General features: G+C 58.2%; 16 protein-coding genes. 7 read left to right on the plus strand and 9 right to left on the minus strand.

Going from position 1 to position 17,156, the window contains the following annotated elements; all coding sequences use genetic code 11:
• Positions 1-146: 146 nt before the first annotated feature.
• Positions 147-1,799, plus strand: a complete 1,653-nt coding sequence (gene ushA, locus LRM19_RS00905) for a bifunctional UDP-sugar hydrolase/5'-nucleotidase UshA (protein ID WP_143344776.1) — start codon at positions 147-149, stop codon at positions 1,797-1,799.
• 121 nt (positions 1,800-1,920) lie between these two features.
• Here ushA and ybaK read toward each other — a convergent pair whose 3' ends face one another.
• From ybaK to copA, 3 genes are all read right to left on the minus strand, one after another.
• The gene (gene ybaK / locus LRM19_RS00910; RefSeq protein WP_248172712.1) at positions 1,921-2,400 is read right to left on the minus strand and encodes a Cys-tRNA(Pro)/Cys-tRNA(Cys) deacylase YbaK; all 480 of its coding nucleotides are present in this window, start codon (positions 2,398-2,400) and stop codon (positions 1,921-1,923) included.
• Positions 2,401-2,599: 199 nt separating this feature from the next.
• Entirely contained in the window at positions 2,600-3,394 is a 795-nt protein-coding gene (locus LRM19_RS00915; protein WP_271366936.1) for a TraB/GumN family protein, read from the minus strand.
• Between the two features lie 50 nt (positions 3,395-3,444).
• On the minus strand, positions 3,445-5,943 hold the full coding sequence (gene copA / locus LRM19_RS00920; RefSeq protein WP_271366937.1) for a copper-exporting P-type ATPase CopA: 2,499 nt from the start codon (positions 5,941-5,943) through the stop codon (positions 3,445-3,447).
• A 108-nt stretch (positions 5,944-6,051) separates the two neighbouring features.
• Here copA and cueR point away from each other — a divergent pair, with 108 nt between their 5' ends.
• Entirely contained in the window at positions 6,052-6,462 is a 411-nt protein-coding gene (cueR, locus tag LRM19_RS00925) for a Cu(I)-responsive transcriptional regulator (protein WP_021241620.1), read from the plus strand.
• On the opposite strand, the gene LRM19_RS00930 is transcribed toward cueR, so the two are convergent.
• The 3 genes from LRM19_RS00930 to LRM19_RS00940 are packed head-to-tail and all read right to left on the minus strand — an operon-like array spanning position 6,459 to position 8,718.
• Complete coding sequence (locus LRM19_RS00930) at positions 6,459-6,911, minus strand: NfeD family protein (RefSeq protein ID WP_032656590.1); 453 nt, start codon at positions 6,909-6,911, stop codon at positions 6,459-6,461. The genes cueR and LRM19_RS00930 overlap by 4 nt on opposite strands.
• Positions 6,908-7,822, minus strand: coding sequence for an SPFH domain-containing protein (locus tag LRM19_RS00935; protein ID WP_008499312.1), 915 nt, complete (start codon positions 7,820-7,822; stop codon positions 6,908-6,910). The genes LRM19_RS00930 and LRM19_RS00935 overlap by 4 nt, the downstream gene beginning before the upstream one ends.
• 44 nt (positions 7,823-7,866) lie before the next feature.
• Positions 7,867-8,718 (minus strand): hypothetical protein, encoded by an 852-nt coding sequence (locus tag LRM19_RS00940; RefSeq protein WP_271366939.1) that lies wholly within the window; start codon positions 8,716-8,718, stop codon positions 7,867-7,869.
• Between the two features lie 143 nt (positions 8,719-8,861).
• Between LRM19_RS00940 and fetA the strand changes: the two genes are divergently transcribed.
• Positions 8,862-9,533, plus strand: coding sequence for an iron efflux ABC transporter ATP-binding subunit FetA (gene fetA, locus LRM19_RS00945; protein ID WP_115874386.1), 672 nt, complete (start codon positions 8,862-8,864; stop codon positions 9,531-9,533).
• Entirely contained in the window at positions 9,526-10,308 is a 783-nt protein-coding gene (gene fetB, locus LRM19_RS00950; RefSeq protein ID WP_111963376.1) for an iron efflux ABC transporter permease subunit FetB, read from the plus strand. Before fetA ends, fetB begins: the two co-directional genes overlap by 8 nt.
• A 51-nt stretch (positions 10,309-10,359) precedes the next feature.
• Here the strand turns inward: fetB and LRM19_RS00955 are convergent, their stop codons facing one another.
• The 3 genes from LRM19_RS00955 to tesA are packed head-to-tail and all read right to left on the minus strand — an operon-like array spanning position 10,360 to position 12,695.
• The gene (locus LRM19_RS00955) at positions 10,360-11,214 is read right to left on the minus strand and encodes a co-chaperone YbbN (RefSeq protein ID WP_023310624.1); all 855 of its coding nucleotides are present in this window, start codon (positions 11,212-11,214) and stop codon (positions 10,360-10,362) included.
• Positions 11,215-11,272: 58 nt separating this feature from the next.
• Positions 11,273-12,043 carry an SDR family oxidoreductase gene (locus tag LRM19_RS00960; RefSeq protein ID WP_115874388.1) on the minus strand — a complete coding sequence of 257 codons (771 nt, stop codon included), beginning with the start codon at positions 12,041-12,043 and terminating at the stop codon, positions 11,273-11,275.
• Between the two features lie 28 nt (positions 12,044-12,071).
• Positions 12,072-12,695, minus strand: a complete 624-nt coding sequence (tesA, locus tag LRM19_RS00965; RefSeq protein WP_115874389.1) for a multifunctional acyl-CoA thioesterase I/protease I/lysophospholipase L1 — start codon at positions 12,693-12,695, stop codon at positions 12,072-12,074.
• Here tesA and ybbA point away from each other — a divergent pair.
• From ybbA to LRM19_RS00980, 3 genes are all read left to right on the plus strand, one after another.
• The gene (gene ybbA / locus LRM19_RS00970) at positions 12,666-13,352 is read left to right on the plus strand and encodes a putative ABC transporter ATP-binding protein YbbA (protein WP_271366942.1); all 687 of its coding nucleotides are present in this window, start codon (positions 12,666-12,668) and stop codon (positions 13,350-13,352) included. The two genes, tesA and ybbA, sit on opposite strands and share 30 nt — an antisense overlap.
• Positions 13,349-15,763 carry a putative ABC transporter permease subunit YbbP gene (ybbP, locus tag LRM19_RS00975; protein WP_271366943.1) on the plus strand — a complete coding sequence of 805 codons (2,415 nt, stop codon included), beginning with the start codon at positions 13,349-13,351 and terminating at the stop codon, positions 15,761-15,763. The genes ybbA and ybbP overlap by 4 nt, the downstream gene beginning before the upstream one ends.
• Positions 15,764-15,947: 184 nt before the next feature.
• A complete protein-coding gene (locus LRM19_RS00980) occupies positions 15,948-17,093 on the plus strand; it encodes a porin (protein WP_115874391.1) in 1,146 nt (381 codons plus the stop codon).
• Positions 17,094-17,156 lie beyond the last annotated feature (63 nt).

Here is a 17,156-nt window from a genome sequence, read left to right on the forward strand (position 1 = left end):
TTATTAGAGGTGCAGGGTGTAATTATTATCCGACTAACATACCCGCCCGGGACATTTGAAGAAAGTCGCAATTCCGAAAACTTATTTGTCTATTCTTATTAGTCACTGTAATTTCTGCCTTTGTCTATTGGTCAGGGAGAGAGAAGATGAAGTTAATGAAGCGGGGCGTCGCGCTGGCGCTCATCGCGGCGTGGGGGCTGGTAAGCCTGCCCGCGCAGGCGTATGAAAAAGACAAAACCTATAAAATTACCATTCTGCATACCAACGACCACCACGGTCATTTCTGGCGCAGTGAATACGGCGAATATGGCCTCTCGGCACAAAAAACGCTGGTGGATGGCATTCGTAAAGAGGTGGCGGCCCAGGGCGGCAGCGTGTTGTTGCTCTCAGGCGGCGATATTAATACCGGCGTGCCGGAATCCGACCTGCAGGACGCCGAACCTGACTTTCGCGGCATGAATCTGATTGGCTACGACGCGATGGCCGTCGGTAACCATGAGTTTGATAATCCGCTGAGCGTGCTGCGTCAGCAGGAAAAATGGGCCAAATTCCCGTTCCTCTCCGCCAATATTTACCAGAAAAGCACCGGCGAGCGGCTGTTTAAGCCGTGGGCGCTGTTTAAGCGTCAGGATCTGAAGATCGCGGTCATCGGCTTAACCACCGACGACACGGCGAAAATTGGCAATCCTGAGTTCTTTACCGATATCGAATTCCGTAAACCGGCAGACGAAGCGAAGCTGGTGATTCAGGAGCTGCAGCAAAACGAAAAGCCGGACGTGATTATCGCCACCACGCACATGGGGCACTATGACAACGGCGAGCATGGCTCTAACGCGCCCGGCGACGTAGAGATGGCGCGCAGCCTGCCTGCGGGCTCGCTGGCGATGATTGTGGGTGGTCACTCACAGGATCCGGTATGTATGGCATCCGAGAACAAAAAGCAGGTGGACTATGTCCCGGGCACGCCTTGTGCGCCAGACCGTCAGAACGGTATCTGGATTGTGCAGGCGCACGAGTGGGGCAAATACGTGGGCAGGGCGGACTTTGAGTTCCGTAACGGCGAGATGAAGCTGGTTCATTATCAGCTTATCCCGGTCAACCTGAAGAAGAAAGTGACCTACCCGGACGGGAAGAGCGAGCGCGTACTTTACACGCCAGAAATCGCAGAAAACCAGCAGATGCTCTCCCTGCTGACGCCGTTCCAGAACAAAGGCAAGGCGCAGCTGGACGTGAAAATCGGCACGCTGAACGGGCGTCTGGAGGGGGACCGCAGTAAAGTTCGCTTCGTGCAGACCAACATGGGGCACCTGGTGCTGGCGGCGCAAATGGCGCGCACCGGGGCTGATTTTGGGGTGATGAGCGGCGGCGGTATTCGAGATTCCATCGAAGGTGGAAACATCACCTATAAAGACGTTCTGAAGGTGCAGCCGTTCGGCAACGTAGTGGTTTATGCTGACATGAGCGGGAAAGAGGTTGTTGAGTACTTGACCGCCGTGGCGCAGATGAAGCCGGATTCCGGGGCCTATCCACAGTTTGCCAACGTGAGCTTCGTAGCGAAAGACGGCAAGCTTAACGACCTGAAGATCAAAGGCGAACCGGTTGACCCGGCGAAAACCTACCGTCTGGCAACGTTAAGCTTTAACGCCACCGGCGGCGACGGCTATCCGCATATTGATAATAAGCCGGGATACGTGAATACCGGCTTTATCGATGCGGAAGTGCTGAAGCAGTATATCGAGCAGAATTCGCCGATTGACGTGAATGCGTATGAGCCGAAAGGTGAGGTGAGCTGGCAGTAGCGTTGTGCTGCCTGATGCCCTCACCCCAACCCTCTCCCACCGGGAGAGGGCGCAAATACAAAAAACGGTAACGCCTGTTACCGTTTTGCTTTTACCTCGTAGCCGCCACCGGGCAATTTCCTCAATCCCGGCGGGCAATATCCGCAAACTTCGCGTCCAGCATTTTTGCCAGATCACCCGCGGCAAGCTCAATGTCCAGCCCGCGTTTGCCACCGGAGATAAAGATGGTGTCAAATTCCTGTGAAGGAGAATCGATCAGCGTCGGCAGGCGTTTTTTCTGTCCGAGCGGACTGATCCCGCCCACCAGGTAGCCCGTGGTGCGTTGCGCCACCATGGGATCCGCCATATCCACCTTCTTCGCCCCCAGCGCTTTGGCGACCTTCTTCAGATCCAACTGTCCTGCCACGGGAGTCACCGCGACGGCGAGGTGCTTCATATCGCCGTTCACCGCCACCAGCAGCGTTTTATAAACCTGGTCAGCGTTCAGCCCCAGCTTGCGCACCACTTCATCACCAAAGTTGGTTTCATTCGGATCGTGATCGTAGGTGTGGATCCGGAAAGAAATGTTGTTTTTTTCGAGTAATTTAACGGCGGGAGTCATAGCTATCCTTCTTACGACAGACAATTCATGCAGCCAGCATACGCCTGACGTTTGTCTAAAAAATAGCACCATCTTGCGCAATAGTATTGGCAGTGATGGTCACTTTGAGCGACAATCGGCTCAACCGAAGGTCTCCTTCGGCATAATAAAAACGATGAAATTCCTCTTTGACGGGCCAATAGAAATATTGGCCATTTTTTTATTTCAGCAACGACGGCAAATTCCCTTCTCCGTACAAATGTAATGCCCCGACCGCCACCACGTAACGCCCCGCAGGTAAGGCATGCAGCGTCTCTCGCCAGGCTTTGTTACGCGCATTCATCAGCACATCATACAGCGATTCGCTGAACGTTGATGGTAACGCCAGCCTGCCGTCCGCGGGCGGCGCATCCAGCCACCAGCCAATCATCGTTTGCAGCAGGCGCGCGTTGGTGTGCCAGTGGGTCAGTGTATCATCCAGCAGCATCAGACCGTCGTCGGGAAGCTGTCGCAGGAGCGCAATCTGGCTGTCCGTTCCTTCCAGCTCGATGATGGGCAGGCTGCGCGCCCTTGCCGCGTTCAGCAGCTGGTAATCAATACCGTAATCACCGCGCAGGCCCAGACGCTGCGCCTGCGTAGCCTGCAATACCATCGCGATTTGCCACAGCGGCAGGGTGTCTATCATGGAGAGCGAGACGCCCGTCTCATCGGCGACGCGCGTCAGTTCCGCAAGCTGGGTTTCATCCAGGCGTTCCGCCAGAGTGAGATCGCTTTCGAGCCCGGCAAACGGTGACTCCTGACCCGAAATGTCCGCCTCAACGACCAGCGCGTCGGCGTGTTTAAGCAGTTTTATCAGGCCCGGAGGCAGGGGAGACATATCCCGCGTGCCCATATGGATGCTGCCGACCAGGTGCAGGTGCTGCCCGCCGGGAAGCGAGATATCCAGACCGGGCCAGGCATAACGGCGAGGAAAGAGGGCGCGAAACGATGTTTTTATACGATGAAACAGACCCATACGCGCTCCATGAACGGAAAAGTTCATGCTAGCGCGTACGGGTACAAGGTTCAATCCTTCGGTTTAAACCGCAACAGCCGATTGGCGTTGCTGACCACGGTAATGGAGGAGAGCGCCATCGCCGCACCCGCGACCACCGGGTTAAGCAGCGTACCGGTCAGCGGCCACAAAATGCCGGCAGCAATCGGGATGCCGAGCGAGTTGTAGATAAACGCCCCCAGCAGATTCTGCTTCATGTTGCGCAGCGTGGCTTTTGAAATGGCCAGCGCGTCGGCAACGCCGATCAGGCTGTGGCGCATCAGCGTGATGGCAGCGGTTTCGATGGCGACATCGCTCCCGCCGCCCATTGCGATCCCCACGTCCGCCTGGGCCAGCGCCGGGGCATCGTTGATGCCGTCGCCGACCATCGCCACCTCACGACCCTGGCTTTGCAGTTTCTTGATGGCGTCCGCTTTGCCGTCCGGCAGTACGCCTGCAATGACCTCATCAATACCGGCTTCTTTTGCGATGGCGTTGGCAGTGGTCGGGTTATCCCCGGTCAGCATCACCAGACGGTAGCCCGCACGGTGCAGGCGCTGTAAGGCATCCACGCTGTCCTGGCGAAGCGGATCGCGCACGGCCAGCAGCGCGGCGGCTTTGCCATCCACCGCCAGCAGAACCGGGGTGGCGCCCTGTGACGCCTGCTCCTTCAGCTCGTTTTCCAGCGCGGCGGTATCAACACCGTTTTCATTGAGCAACGCCTGGTTGCCCAGCAGCAGCGCGTGGCCTTCTGCTTCACCGCTCACGCCGAGCCCGCGCAGGGTGCGGAACTGATTCACCTGCGGCAGGGCAGACGCATTGGCTTTATCAAGAATGGCGCGCGCCAGCGGATGGCTGGAGCCTTGCTCCAGCGCGGCGGCGAGACGCAGTGCATCCTCTTCCGAAATGCCCACAGTGTGGACGGCGACCACCTGCGGTTTGCCTTCCGTCAGCGTGCCTGTTTTATCAAACACCAGCGTGTCCAGGGTACTGGCCCGCTGCAGCGCGTCCGCATCCCGCACCAGCACGCCAAATTCGGCCGCGCGGCCTACGCCGGAGATGATCGACATCGGCGTCGCCAGACCAAGGGCGCAAGGGCAGGCGATGATCAGCACCGTGGTGGCGATCACAAGGGTATACACAATCTGCGGCGCCGGGCCGAAGAAGTACCAGATCGCCGCGCTCAGCAGGGCAATACCGACCACCACCGGAACAAAAATGGCCGAGATTTTGTCAGCAAGCTGGCCAATTTCCGGCTTGCTGCTCTGCGCCTGGCGCACCATGCGGATAATACGCGACAGCGTCGTATGGCTGCCGACGGCGCTGGCGGTGAACAGCACGCTGCCGTCCTGCACGACCGTACCGGCATGCACGGCGTCGCCGTCTGATTTCTGCTGAGGGATAGGCTCCCCGGTCAGCATCGCTTCATCCAGCCAGGCTTCGCCATGCGTTATCTTGCCGTCAACGGGAACCCGGTCGCCCGTGGTCAGACGCAGCGTCATGCCGGGCTGAACCTCGGCCAGCGGAACGCTCTTTTCCCCCTCGTCCGTGACCACGCGGGCCGTCGGCGGGGTTAAATCAAGCAACCTTTCCAGCGCTTTCGAGGAGCGCTGGCGGGCGCGGGCTTCCAGCATATGGCCTAAGTTGATCAGGCCGATAATCATTGCGCTCGCTTCATAATAGAGATGCCGCGCTTCCATCGGGAACCACTGTGGCCAGACGTTCACGCTCATCGAATAGAGCCACGCCGCGCCGGTACCGAGCGCAACCAGCGTATCCATCGTCGCGGTGCGGTTTTTCAGGCTCTTCCAGGCGCTGGTATAGAAATGACCGCCTGCGAATACCATCACCGCCAGGGTAATCAGACCGATCGCCAGCCACAGGGTGCGGTTGTCAGCGGTGACCATCATATTGTCACCCATCATGCCCCACACCATCACCGGAATACCCACCAGCAGGGCGACGATGGCCTGCCAGCGGAAGCGCTTCATGGTGGCGATAGCCGTTTCCTGCTGGCGCTCGCGACGCTCGGCATCGTCTTCGATGGCCTCCGCGCCGTAGCCTGCTTTCTCAACGGCCTGCACTAATTCTGCGGCGGAGGCACTGCCTATCACCAGCGCAGTACGCTCCGCAAGATTAACCCGTGCCTGCGCGACGCCTGGTACAGCCTGTAAGGCGTTTTGTACCCGGGAGACGCAGCTGGCGCAGCTCATGCCGTTGATCAGCAGCTGTTGGCTGTCATCAATATCATCCGCTGCCGGAAGCTCAGGAGTGGCCGCTGTCAGTGCTTCCGACGGGGATGATGACTCTGCCAGCGGTTTAGCCTTTGGGTGGCTTAACTCCGCCCCGTAACCGGCCTGCTTGATGGTATCGATCAGCGCATCCGCGCTGGCGCTGCCGGTGACGGCGGCATGATCGATAGTCACGTCAGCGCTTTCCACATCAGGGCGCTGTTCCAGGCTTTCTTTAACGCGTTTGACGCAGTGGCCGCAAGAGAGGCCGTCCAGCGTCAGGTCGATAGTGTGAGACATAACAAAACTCCCGTATAATGAACTGGTCAGTAGTTGACCGGAGTAACGCTTTTCGCTAACTGTTATGAAGGTTAAACCTTCCATCAAGGGGAAGGTCAAGGGGGAATTGTGAATATCAGTGACGTGGCAAAAAAAACCGGCTTAACCAGCAAAGCGATTCGCTTTTATGAAGAGAAGGGGCTGGTCACGCCGCCGCTGCGCAGTGAAAACGGCTACCGCAGCTACACGCAGCTGCATCTGGATGAGCTGACGCTGCTTCGCCAGGCAAGACAGGTTGGTTTTAATCTGGAAGAGTGCGGCGAGCTGGTTAATCTGTTCAACGATCCGAAGCGTCACAGCGCCGACGTGAAAAAACGCACGCTGGAAAAGGTGGCCGAAATTGAACGCCACATCGTCGAGCTGCAGGCGATGCGCGAACAGCTGCTGCAGCTCGCGGACTCCTGTCCGGGGGATGACAGCGCCGACTGCCCGATTATCGATAACCTTGCCGGCTGCTGCCACCGTAAAACCCACGCTTAGCAGGCTTTCACCCGCAGGGTAATGCCTTCCACGGCAATGACCTCCACCCGCGTGCCGGCGCTGAGGTCATCGTCGGCCACCACCGGCCACGAGCTGTCGCCCACCCGCATGTGCCCGCGTCCGTTCACCAGCGCGGTGTCGAGCGTAAAACGCTTGCCGACAATCTGCTGTCCGCGCTGGTTAAGGTGGGCGTCGACCGGTTTCTGCTCTTTGACCCGCCGGTTAAGCCAGCGCCACCACAGCCAGGCGGCCACCAGCGTCAGCGCGGCGAACAGCGCGCCCTGCCACGCCCAGTCCAGGGGAAGGATCCAGACCAGAAGACCCGTAATGACGGCGGCCACACCGCTCCAGAGCAGGTAGCCGTTGCCGCCCAGCATCTCCGCCGCCAGCAATAAGCCGCCGAGGCTTAGCCAGAAGGCGTGAGGATGTGCAACAATCAGCTCAATCATTTTTTACGCTCGTTTCCGCTGTCCTTGATCAGTTCGGCTATGCCCGCGATAGAGCCCATCAGGCTGCTGGCGTCCAGCGGCATCATCACCACTTTGCTGTTGTTCGCCGAGCCGATCTCTTTCAGCGCGTCGGTATATTTTTGCGCCACAAAGTAGTTCACGGCCTGGATATCACCGGCGGCGATTGCCTCGGACACCATCTGGGTGGCGCGGGCTTCCGCTTCGGCTGAACGTTCACGCGCTTCCGCCTGTAAAAACGCGGACTGACGGTCGCCTTCCGCTTTCAGGATCTGCGACTGTTTTTCCCCTTCCGCTTTGAGGATCTCCGCCTGGCGTACCCCTTCGGCTTCCAGAATGTAGGCGCGCTTGGTTCGCTCGGCCTTCATCTGGGCGTTCATGGAGGCGATCAGCTCCGCCGGCGGGCGCACGTCGCGGATCTCAATGCGGGTGACTTTGATCCCCCACGGGTTCGTTGCCTCATCGACAATGTGCAGCAGGCGGGTGTTGATGCTGTCGCGCTGGGAAAGCATCTCGTCCAGCTCCATCGAGCCGAGCACGGTACGGATGTTGGTCATCGTCAGGTTGACGATCGCCAGCTCCAGGTTGCTGACCTCATAGGCCGCTTTCGGCGCGTCAATCACCTGAATAAAGCAGACGGCGTCGATGGTGACGTTGGCGTTATCCTTGGAGATTACTTCCTGTGAAGGAATGTCCAGTACCTGCTCCATCATGTTGATCTTGCGACCGATTCTGTCCATGAACGGAACAATCAGGCTTAAGCCTGGCTGGAGGGTATTGGTGTAGCGACCGAAACGCTCGACGGTCCACTGATAGCCCTGAGGGACAATTTTGACGCCAGCGCCTACGATAACCAGCGCAACGAAAATAAGGACAGGAACAACGATAAGCATAAAAACCTCCTGTTTTGCATGCTGTGACGAGTGAAAGTGTGTGTTTATTGCTCGTAAGTATAGGTAAAGTCAGAGATGAATCCATCACCCGCTTCGGCAATGGCTTTCGATAATCCCTGATAGTAATTCTCCAGCCCCAGCCCTTCGATACGCTGGATCTGTTCGCGAATGGGGGCGCAGAACAGAACGGCATTTCCCGCCTCAACGCGTTTGTTATTCGGTGGAAGGTCGCCCGCGATGGCTTTAAACCAGGTTCTGATACCCTGCTTTAAATTATGCGGCGCTTTTGCCAGGTTATCCATGCCCGTCAGGATCTGCAGGGTAGGGAACTCATCGGCCAGCACGGCGGTTTTCATGCGCGCAAAGAACTGGCTGAACAGCTCGAACGATCCCAGATCGGTGACGCGGGGTTTGGTCGTTTTTCCGTTTTTATTGCCGATTTTACCTGCCGCTGACGCCGCGGCCGGAACCGCATTCACCTTTTCCAGCTCCAGCCCGAATAACAAATTACAGTGCGCGCGGCGCGCTTTCAGCGGGTAGGACATCAGGACCTCAATGAACCGGGTGGCTTTCACATCCGCAAGATCGTGGTTGATAAGCCACTGTGTGCGTGAAAATTCCGCCGGAGAGACGAACCAGTCCGGCACCTCATTGAAGCGTTTTGATTTGCCTTTACCGTCAAATTCAAGGAAGTGTGTCCCGTTGTCGAAGGCGAAATAGCAATTTTTGAAGCTGGCGATCGTGGTGTTCACGATGAGCGCCTTCTTAACAAAGTCCACCACCTCTGCACCTATCACAAACCGCGTGAGCTCCGACGATTTGATGACTTCCATTAATGTTTCGACATCAGGAACACCAGGCTTCAGGGAAGGAAACTCATAAAATATATGTGCCATGCTGCATACTTCCTGTAGTGATGGTGGTGACAATTTATAAACAAAAAGTTTAACACTTGCTTCAGCGTGAGGCTATTCGCGCTGTGCGGGCGAAAGGATTATGCTACAGGCGGTTATTACACGAAGCGGTTAACGGAAGCGCAATGAACGATAAAAAAAACCTTTTGCATCTCAGGGACGTCGGGTTTCGAGTCGGGGAAAACACGATCCTGCAGCACGTCGGGTTTAGCCTGTCGCCGGGCGAGTTTAAATTAATCACGGGTCCCTCAGGCTGTGGTAAAAGCACGTTGCTGAAAATTGTGGCGTCACTCCTCAGCCCGACGGAGGGAGCCATTCTGTTTGAAGGCGAGGATATCGCGTCGCTTTCCCCGGAAAGCTATCGCCAGCAGGTCTCGTACTGCGTGCAAACGCCCGTGCTTTTTGGCGATACGGTTTACGACAACCTGATTTTCCCGTGGCAAATTCGCAATAAAACGCCGGAGCCGGAAAAGTTTATCCAGGATCTGGCCCGCTTTGGCCTGGCGCAGGAGACGCTGACCAAATCCATCAACGCGCTGTCGGGCGGCGAAAAGCAGCGGGTCTCGCTGATCCGCAACCTGCAGTTTTTACCGAAGGTGTTGTTGCTGGACGAAATCACCAGCGCGCTCGATGACGTCAACAAGCGCAACGTTAACGAGATTATTCATCGTTACGCCCGGGAGCAGAACATTGCCGTGCTGTGGGTGACGCACGACGCTAACGAAATAACCCATGCGGATGACGTGATTACGCTCCAGCCGCACGGCGGAAAAATGCAGGAGGCAAACCGTGGGTGAACATAACATTACCAACGAATCTCTGGCCTTTTCGATGGTGCTGGTGCTGATTGCGATTGTGGTCAGCTACCGGGAAAAGCTGGGGCTGGAAAAAGATATCGTGTGGAGTATCTGCCGCGCGGTGGTTCAGCTCATCATCGTCGGCTATGTGCTGAAGTATATCTTCAACGTTAACCACGCGGTGCTGACGCTGCTGATGGTGCTCTTTATCTGCTTTAACGCGGCGTGGAATGCGCAAAAGCGCAGCAAATACATTGATAAAGCGTTTGTTTCGTCGTTTATCGCGATTACCACCGGAACGGCGCTCACGCTGGCGGTGCTGGTGCTCTCCGGCTCGATTGAGTTTACGCCGATGCAGGTTATCCCTATCTCGGGGATGATCGCGGGGAACGCGATGGTGGCCGTTGGGCTCTGTTACAACAATCTCGGCCAGCGTTTCAGCAGCGAACAGCAGCAGCTGCAGGAAAAGCTAAGCCTGGGGGCGACGCCTAAAGTGGCCTCGGCGCGGCTGATTCGCGAGAGCATTCGCTCATCGCTGATCCCGACCGTGGATTCCGCCAAAACGGTGGGGCTTGTGAGCCTGCCGGGCATGATGTCGGGGCTGATTTTTGCCGGTATCGATCCGGTAAAAGCGATTAAGTATCAGATCATGGTGACGTTTATGCTGCTTTCCACGGCAAGCCTGTCGACCATCATTGCCTGCTACCTGACCTATCGGAAGTTCTACAACGCGCGCCACCAGCTGGTGGTGACGCAGTTGAAAAAGATGGGGTAATATCGGCTTTTCCAGGCCCGGTAAGGCGAAGCCGCCACCGGGCTTTTTTTATCAGTACAGCAGCGCGTACAGCTGACGACGATACTTCGACGCCAGCGCGTCTCCGGTGCCCAGCGCGGCCAGGATCTCCTGGAACATCTTGCGCGCCTGACCGTCCGCGGCGGCTAAATCTTTTTGCAGATGGCTGAACAGCAGCTCAAGCGCTTCTTCGTTACGCCCCACCTGATGCAGCTGCAGCGCCAGCTGGCTTGCCAGCGCGGCATCGGCCGGGTTGTCGGCAACCTGCTGCTGCAGCTGCTGAATTTCAGGGGTGTCCGCGGCCTGTTTCAGCAGCTCAATTTGTGCAACCAGCCCCTGATAGCGGGTGTCCTGATCCTGGAGCGGAACCGTCTTGAGTACGGCTTCCGCGTCTTCTGAGCGGTGCAGGGCGATCTGCGTTTCCGCCAGCAGCAGGCCAATCTGGCTGTTCTGATTCGACAGCTGCCACGCCTCTTTGAGCAGCGGCAGCGCTTCGTCGTATTTGCCCTCCTGCATCAGCGCCATGCCTTCCTGCGCTTTCAGCTCTTCTTCGCGCGGCAGCACTTTATCCAGCAGGGCGCGGATCGCCTCTTCCGGCTGCGGCCCCTGGAAACCATCAACAGGCTGGCCGTTCTGGAACAGATAGACGGTCGGGATGGCGCGCAGGCCAAACTGAGACGCGACCATCGGCTCGGCGTCGCAGTCCAGCTTCGCGAGAATGAACTGACCGTTGTACTGGGCGGCAAGGCTTTCCAGCACCGGCGTCAGCTGCAGGCAGTGTTGGCTGCGTTCAGACCAGAAGTAGAACAGGACCGGTTTGGTCATCGACTGTTCAAGAGTCTGTTGCAGGTTAGCTTCTGTGATATTGACGATATTCTGTACGGACATGCGGCTTTCTCTTTTGTCGGTTTGTTCTTTACATGGGGATGAGCGTCGTCGCTTCAACTCAACCGCGCAAAATTTTGTCCATTATCCGGCCCGGCAGCAGGCGCTTTAACCAGCCTACGGCGTGGGTGACCAGCGTTACCGGATAGCGCATTTTGGGATGTTCACTCTCAAAAGCATGGCGCACTTTGGCTACCACCGCCTCTGGCCCGAGGGTAAAACGCGCGGCGATGCCGGGGTTTTCGACCGGTTTATCCGCCTGCGTCTGGTTAACGTTTTCGGTAAAGCGGGTGCGGATCGGGCCGGGCTCAATCAGGCTGACCTTAATGCCGCTGTGGCGTAACTCCATGCGCAGGGCGTCGGACCAGGCCTCCAGCGCATATTTGCTGGCGGCGTAGGCGCCGCGGCCCGGGGTGGAAATCAGTCCCATCACCGACGACGTCATCACGATGCGCCCTTCACCGTGCGGCAGCATCGCGGGGAGCAGACGCATGGTGAGCTGATGCACGCCGAAGAAGTTGGTCGAAAACTGCTTCTCCAGCGTTTCGCGGGAGAGGGTATCCAGCGGGCCATACACGCCGTAGCCGGCATTATTAAAGAGCCCGTACAGACGATTAGCGGTCAGTGCGATCACCTCATCGGCGGCGCGTTCAACGCTTTCCGGCGAGTCCATATCCAGCAGCACGCCGGTAAAGCCCAGGCCGTTCATGCGTTCGACGTCGTCGGGTTTGCGACAGGCCGCCAGAACCCGAAACCCCTGGCGCTTCAGTTCGAGCGCGCTTTCCAGGCCGATTCCACTGGAACATCCTGTAATTAAGACCGATTTTTGCATAACTTTACCTGTCAGGATCTCCGCTTAATCAGGAGTCATGTTTAACTAAAGGAGCCAGCCGCGTTGCCATCCAGTCGGCAATAAACGGCTGCGCATCGCGATTGGGGTGGATCCCGTCGTCTTGCATCCACTGGGGTTTGAGATAGACCTCTTCCATGAAAAATGGCAGCAGCGGAATATCAAACTCTTTGGCAAGCTTAGGGTAGATCGCGCTAAAGGCCTCATTATACCGACGACCGTAGTTGGCGGGCAGGCGAATTTGCATCAGCAGCGGCTGGGCGTTTGCCGCCTTGATGTCCTGCAGAATGGTGCGCAGCGTTTGCTCGGTTTGCTGAGGCTGGAAACCGCGCAACCCATCATTACCGCCAAGCTCAACCAGCACCCAGCGCGGCTTATGCTGTTTGAGCAGCGCAGGCAGGCGCGATAAACCCTGCTGCGAGGTATCGCCGCTGATGCTGGCGTTGATTACAGACGTTTTGCTCTGCCATTTGTCATTGAGCAGGGCGGGCCAGGCCGCGCTGGCCGCCATGCGATAGCCTGCGCTCAGGCTGTCGCCGAGAACCAGTAACGTGTCCGCTGCCGCCGCGCGGAAGGTCATCAGAATCAAAAACAGGAAGGGCAAATGCCAGCGGAAAACAGTGTTGAAGTTCATCATCTTAAGAAGTCCGTCGGTCAGGGGGAGCACGAGCTTTCCATCCTTACCGGAGTTGAACTCGTTGTCAAACGCGCTGAAACCATCGCGCTGATTGGCGAATCCGGTTCCGGCAAGTCCACGCTGCTGGCGATTTTAGCCGGTCTGGACGACGGCAGCAGCGGCGAGGTCCACCTTGTCGGGCAGCCGCTGCATCAGCTTGATGAAGAGGCGCGGGCCGCGCTGCGCGCGCGTCACGTTGGTTTTGTCTTTCAGTCCTTTATGCTGATCCCGACCCTGAACGCCCTGGAAAACGTTGAGCTCCCGGCGCTGCTGCGCGGTAAAAATAGCCGTGAAAGCCGCGCTCACGCGAAGGCGCTGCTGGAGCAGCTCGGTCTGGGTAAACGTCTCGACCATCTTCCCGCCCAGCTTTCCGGCGGTGAGCAGCAGCGCGTGGCGCTGGCCCGCGCGTTTAACGGCCGCCCTGAGGTGCTGTTTGCCGATGAGCCTACCGGCAACCTTGACCGTAAAACCGGAGACCGGATTGCCGACCTGCTATTTTCGCTCAACCGCGAGCACGGCACTACGCTTGTCCTCGTGACCCACGATCCGCAGCTCGCGGTGCGCTGCGACCGTCGCCTGCGGCTGGTCAACGGTGTTCTGCAGGAGGAAGCATGATTACCCGCTGGTTCTGGCGCGAGTGGCGCTCGCCCTCGCTGCTGATTGTCTGGCTGGCGCTCAGCCTGGCGGTGGCCTGCGTGCTGGCGCTCGGCAGCGTCAGTGACCGCATGGAAAAAGGGCTTGGCCAGCAGAGCCGGGAGTTTATGGCGGGAGACAGGGCGCTGGAAAGCTCCCGCCCCGTGTCGTCGGGCTGGATTGAAGCAGCGCGCAAAGAAGGGCTGAAGGTGGGGGAACAAATCACCTTCCAGACCATGACCTTCGCGGGCGACACGCCGCAGCTGGCGAGCGTCAAGGCCGTCGATGATATCTACCCGATGTACGGTGACTTACAGACCAGCCCGCCGGGATTAAAGCCGACGCCCGGTACGGTGCTGCTGGCATCGCGTCTGATGGCGCTGCTGAACCTGAAACCTGGAGACAGTATCGACGTGGGCGACGCCACGCTGAAAATCGCCGGAGAAGTGGTGCAGGAGCCCGACGGCGGTTTTAACCCGTTCCAGCTTGCGCCTCGCCTGCTGATGAACACCGCTGATGTCGCGGCCACCCATGCCGTACAGCCGGGCAGCCGCGTCACCTGGCGCTATAAGTTTGGCGGCACGCCCGCCCAGCTTGTCGCGTATGAAAAATGGCTTCAGCCGCAGCTCAAACCAGAGCACCGCTGGTACGGGCTGGAGCAGGATGAGGGGGCGCTGGGTAAATCTCTGGAGCGCTCTCAGCAGTTCCTGCTGCTTTCGGCCCTGTTGACCCTGCTGCTGGCGGTGGCGGCGGTGGCCGTGGCGATGGGGCACTACTGCCGCAGCCGCTACGACCTGGTGGCGATCCTCAAAACCCTCGGGGCGGGCCGGGCGCAGCTGCGCAAGCTGATTGTCGGCCAGTGGCTGATGCTGCTGGTCCTGTCCGCGCTGACCGGCGGAATAATAGGGCTGCTGTTTGAAAAACTGCTGATGATGATGCTGAAACCGGTGCTCCCGGCCGCACTGCCGCCGGCCAGCCTCTGGCCGTGGCTGTGGGCGATGGGCGCGATGACGGTGATCTCGGTGCTGGTGGGGCTCCGACCCTACCGCCTGCTGCTCGCCACTCAGCCGCTGCGCGTGCTCCGCAACGATGTCGTGGCGAACGTCTGGCCGCTGAAGTTCTACCTTCCGGTGATTATTGCGGTGACGGTGGGGCTGCTGGCGTGGCTGATGGGCGGCAGCACGCTGCTGTGGGCGGTGCTGGCCGGAGCGGTTGTGCTGGCGCTGCTGTGCGGCGTGCTGGGCTGGATCCTACTCAACCTCCTGAAAAGGGTGACGGTAAAATCGCTGCCCGTGCGCCTGGCGGTCAACCGACTGCTGCACCAGCCCTGGTCTACGCTCAGCCAGCTGTCGGCGTTCTCGCTGTCGTTTATGCTGCTGGCGCTGCTGCTGGTGCTGCGCGGCGATCTGCTCGACCGCTGGCAGCAGCAGCTTCCACCGGAAAGCCCGAACTATTTCCTGATCAATATCGCGCCTGAGCAGGTTACGCCGCTGAAGGGCTTCCTGGCGGAGCATCACATTATTCCCGAGTCGTTCTACCCCATCGTGCGTGCGCGTCTGACGCAGATCAACGGGCAGCCAACGGAGGGGAACAAGGACGAGTCGCTTAACCGCGAGCTGAACCTGACCTGGCAGGAGAAACGCCCTGACCACAACCCGATAACCGCCGGCACCTGGCCGCCAAAAGCGGGGGAGGTGTCGATGGAGGAGGGGCTGGCGACGCGCCTGAACGTGAAGCTGGGGGACAGCGTCACCTTCACAGGCGATACGCAGGATTTCACCGCGAAGGTCACCAGCCTGCGTAAGGTGGACTGGGAGAGCCTGCGGCCCAACTTCTTCTTTATCTTCCCCCCGGGGGCGCTGGACGGGCAGCCGCAGAGCTGGCTGACCAGCTTCCGCTGGGAGAACGGCAACGGCATGCTGACCCAGCTTAACCGGGAGTTTCCGACGGTCAGCCTGCTGGATATCGGCGCGATCCTCAAACAGGTGGGGCAGGTGCTGGAGCAGGTAAGCCGCGCGCTGGAGGTCATGGTGGTGCTGGTAACGATCTGCGGCGTGCTGTTGCTGCTGGCCCAGGTGCAGGTGGGCATGCGCCAGCGCCATCAGGAGCTGGTGGTTTACCGTACGCTGGGGGCCGGAAAGCGGCTGCTGCGAATGACGCTCTGGAGCGAGTTTGCGCTGCTGGGGCTGGTGGCCGGTCTGGTGGCCGCCATTAGCGCAGAGACTGCGCTGGCGGTGCTGCAGACAAAGGTCTTCGACTTCCCGTGGGAGCCTGACTGGCGTCTTTGGTTGATCCTGCCTCTGTGCGGCGCTGCGCTGCTTTCTCTCTGCGGAGGCTGGCTCGGCACGCGGCTGTTAAAGGGCAAAGCCCTGTTCCGTCAGTTTGCCAGTTGATTTAGCACTGTGATAATTACGCGTCGGTTTTTAATTCCGGCGCGTAGTATTAAAATGGCACAAAGTGATAATACCCACTCATTTAGTAGCACAAAACATTAAAAAACCGACCACACGGCCCGATTATTTCCAGTTAATATTCACCCGCTAAATATTTAGCAGCGTGTCTATTAAGGGAAAAATAATGACTATAAAAAAATCAGCGCTGGCGGCAACGATCGGCGCGGCAGTGGCATTGACTACCTTCGCTTCTCAGGCGGAAATCACGGTTCTTAAGCAGGATCCTCAGGCGGGTAACCCGCTGAGCCGCCTGAACTTCACCGTTGGCGGCAGCATTCGTCCTCAGTTCCAGAACATGACCGGCGACGACGGTAAAAACAGCTACAAGCGTAACGGTTTTGACGGCGGTACCCGCTTCCGTTTCGCTGCAGATTACTACCTGTTTGATGATATCAGCTGGGTAAGCTACTACGAGCTGGGCGTGAACTTCCCTGCAATGTTCAACTGGGATAACCACTACAGCGAGAGCGATCACGACACGACGCGTCGTATGCTCTACACCGGTCTCAAGAGCGATACCTGGGGTACGCTGACCTTCGGTCAACAGAACAGCGTTTACTATGATGTGGTGGGCGCGAAAACCGATATCTGGGACTACGACATGATTGGTCAGGCGCCGGGTAACGGGATCAAAGGCGATTACGACGGTTCTTACCGTTCACGTAAAATGCTGAAATATAAGAAAACCGTGGGCGATGCTGACATTTATGCATCCTACCTGTTTGAAGACAGTGAATACCTGCCGGGCAACGGCCTGCGCTACAAGCGTAAAGGCGGCGGCTCGCTGGGTCTGGATTACCACCTGACTACCGACCTGACCTGGGGCGCCGCGTGGAACTACACCCGCGCCGACATGCGTAACCCGGACAACGGCGACAGCAAAACCTACGACCAGAACATTCTCGGTACCGCGCTGAGCTGGACCCCGGACAACTGGACCTTCTCCGCAGGCGGCGGCTGGTATCAGAACTTCCTGACCACCAAAAAAGTGTCTGTTAACGATTACTTTGCGGGCGACGCGTGGGGTATTGAGTACTTCGCCGGTTATAAATTCCCAGTCGGTCAGTACGCGGTTAAATCCATCCAGCCTTACTTCATGGGTGACCGCATTGAGTACGTGAACGGCCGTAACTACCAGCGCATCGACAACGGCGTGGGTATCAGCTTCCAGCTGGATTACGGTTTCCGCGTGGATTACGAACACGTGTTCACTTCCAGCACCGACAACCTGGGCGACATGAACCTGGTGCGTCTGCGTTACGACTTCTAAGCCGTCTGTTCCCCGGTGGCGCTGCGCTTACCTGGGCTACAAATGCACGCGTAGGCCGGGTGA

Source organism: Enterobacter sp. PI-10, assembly GCF_027947695.1.
GTDB lineage: Bacteria > Pseudomonadota > Gammaproteobacteria > Enterobacterales > Enterobacteriaceae > Enterobacter > Enterobacter vonholyi.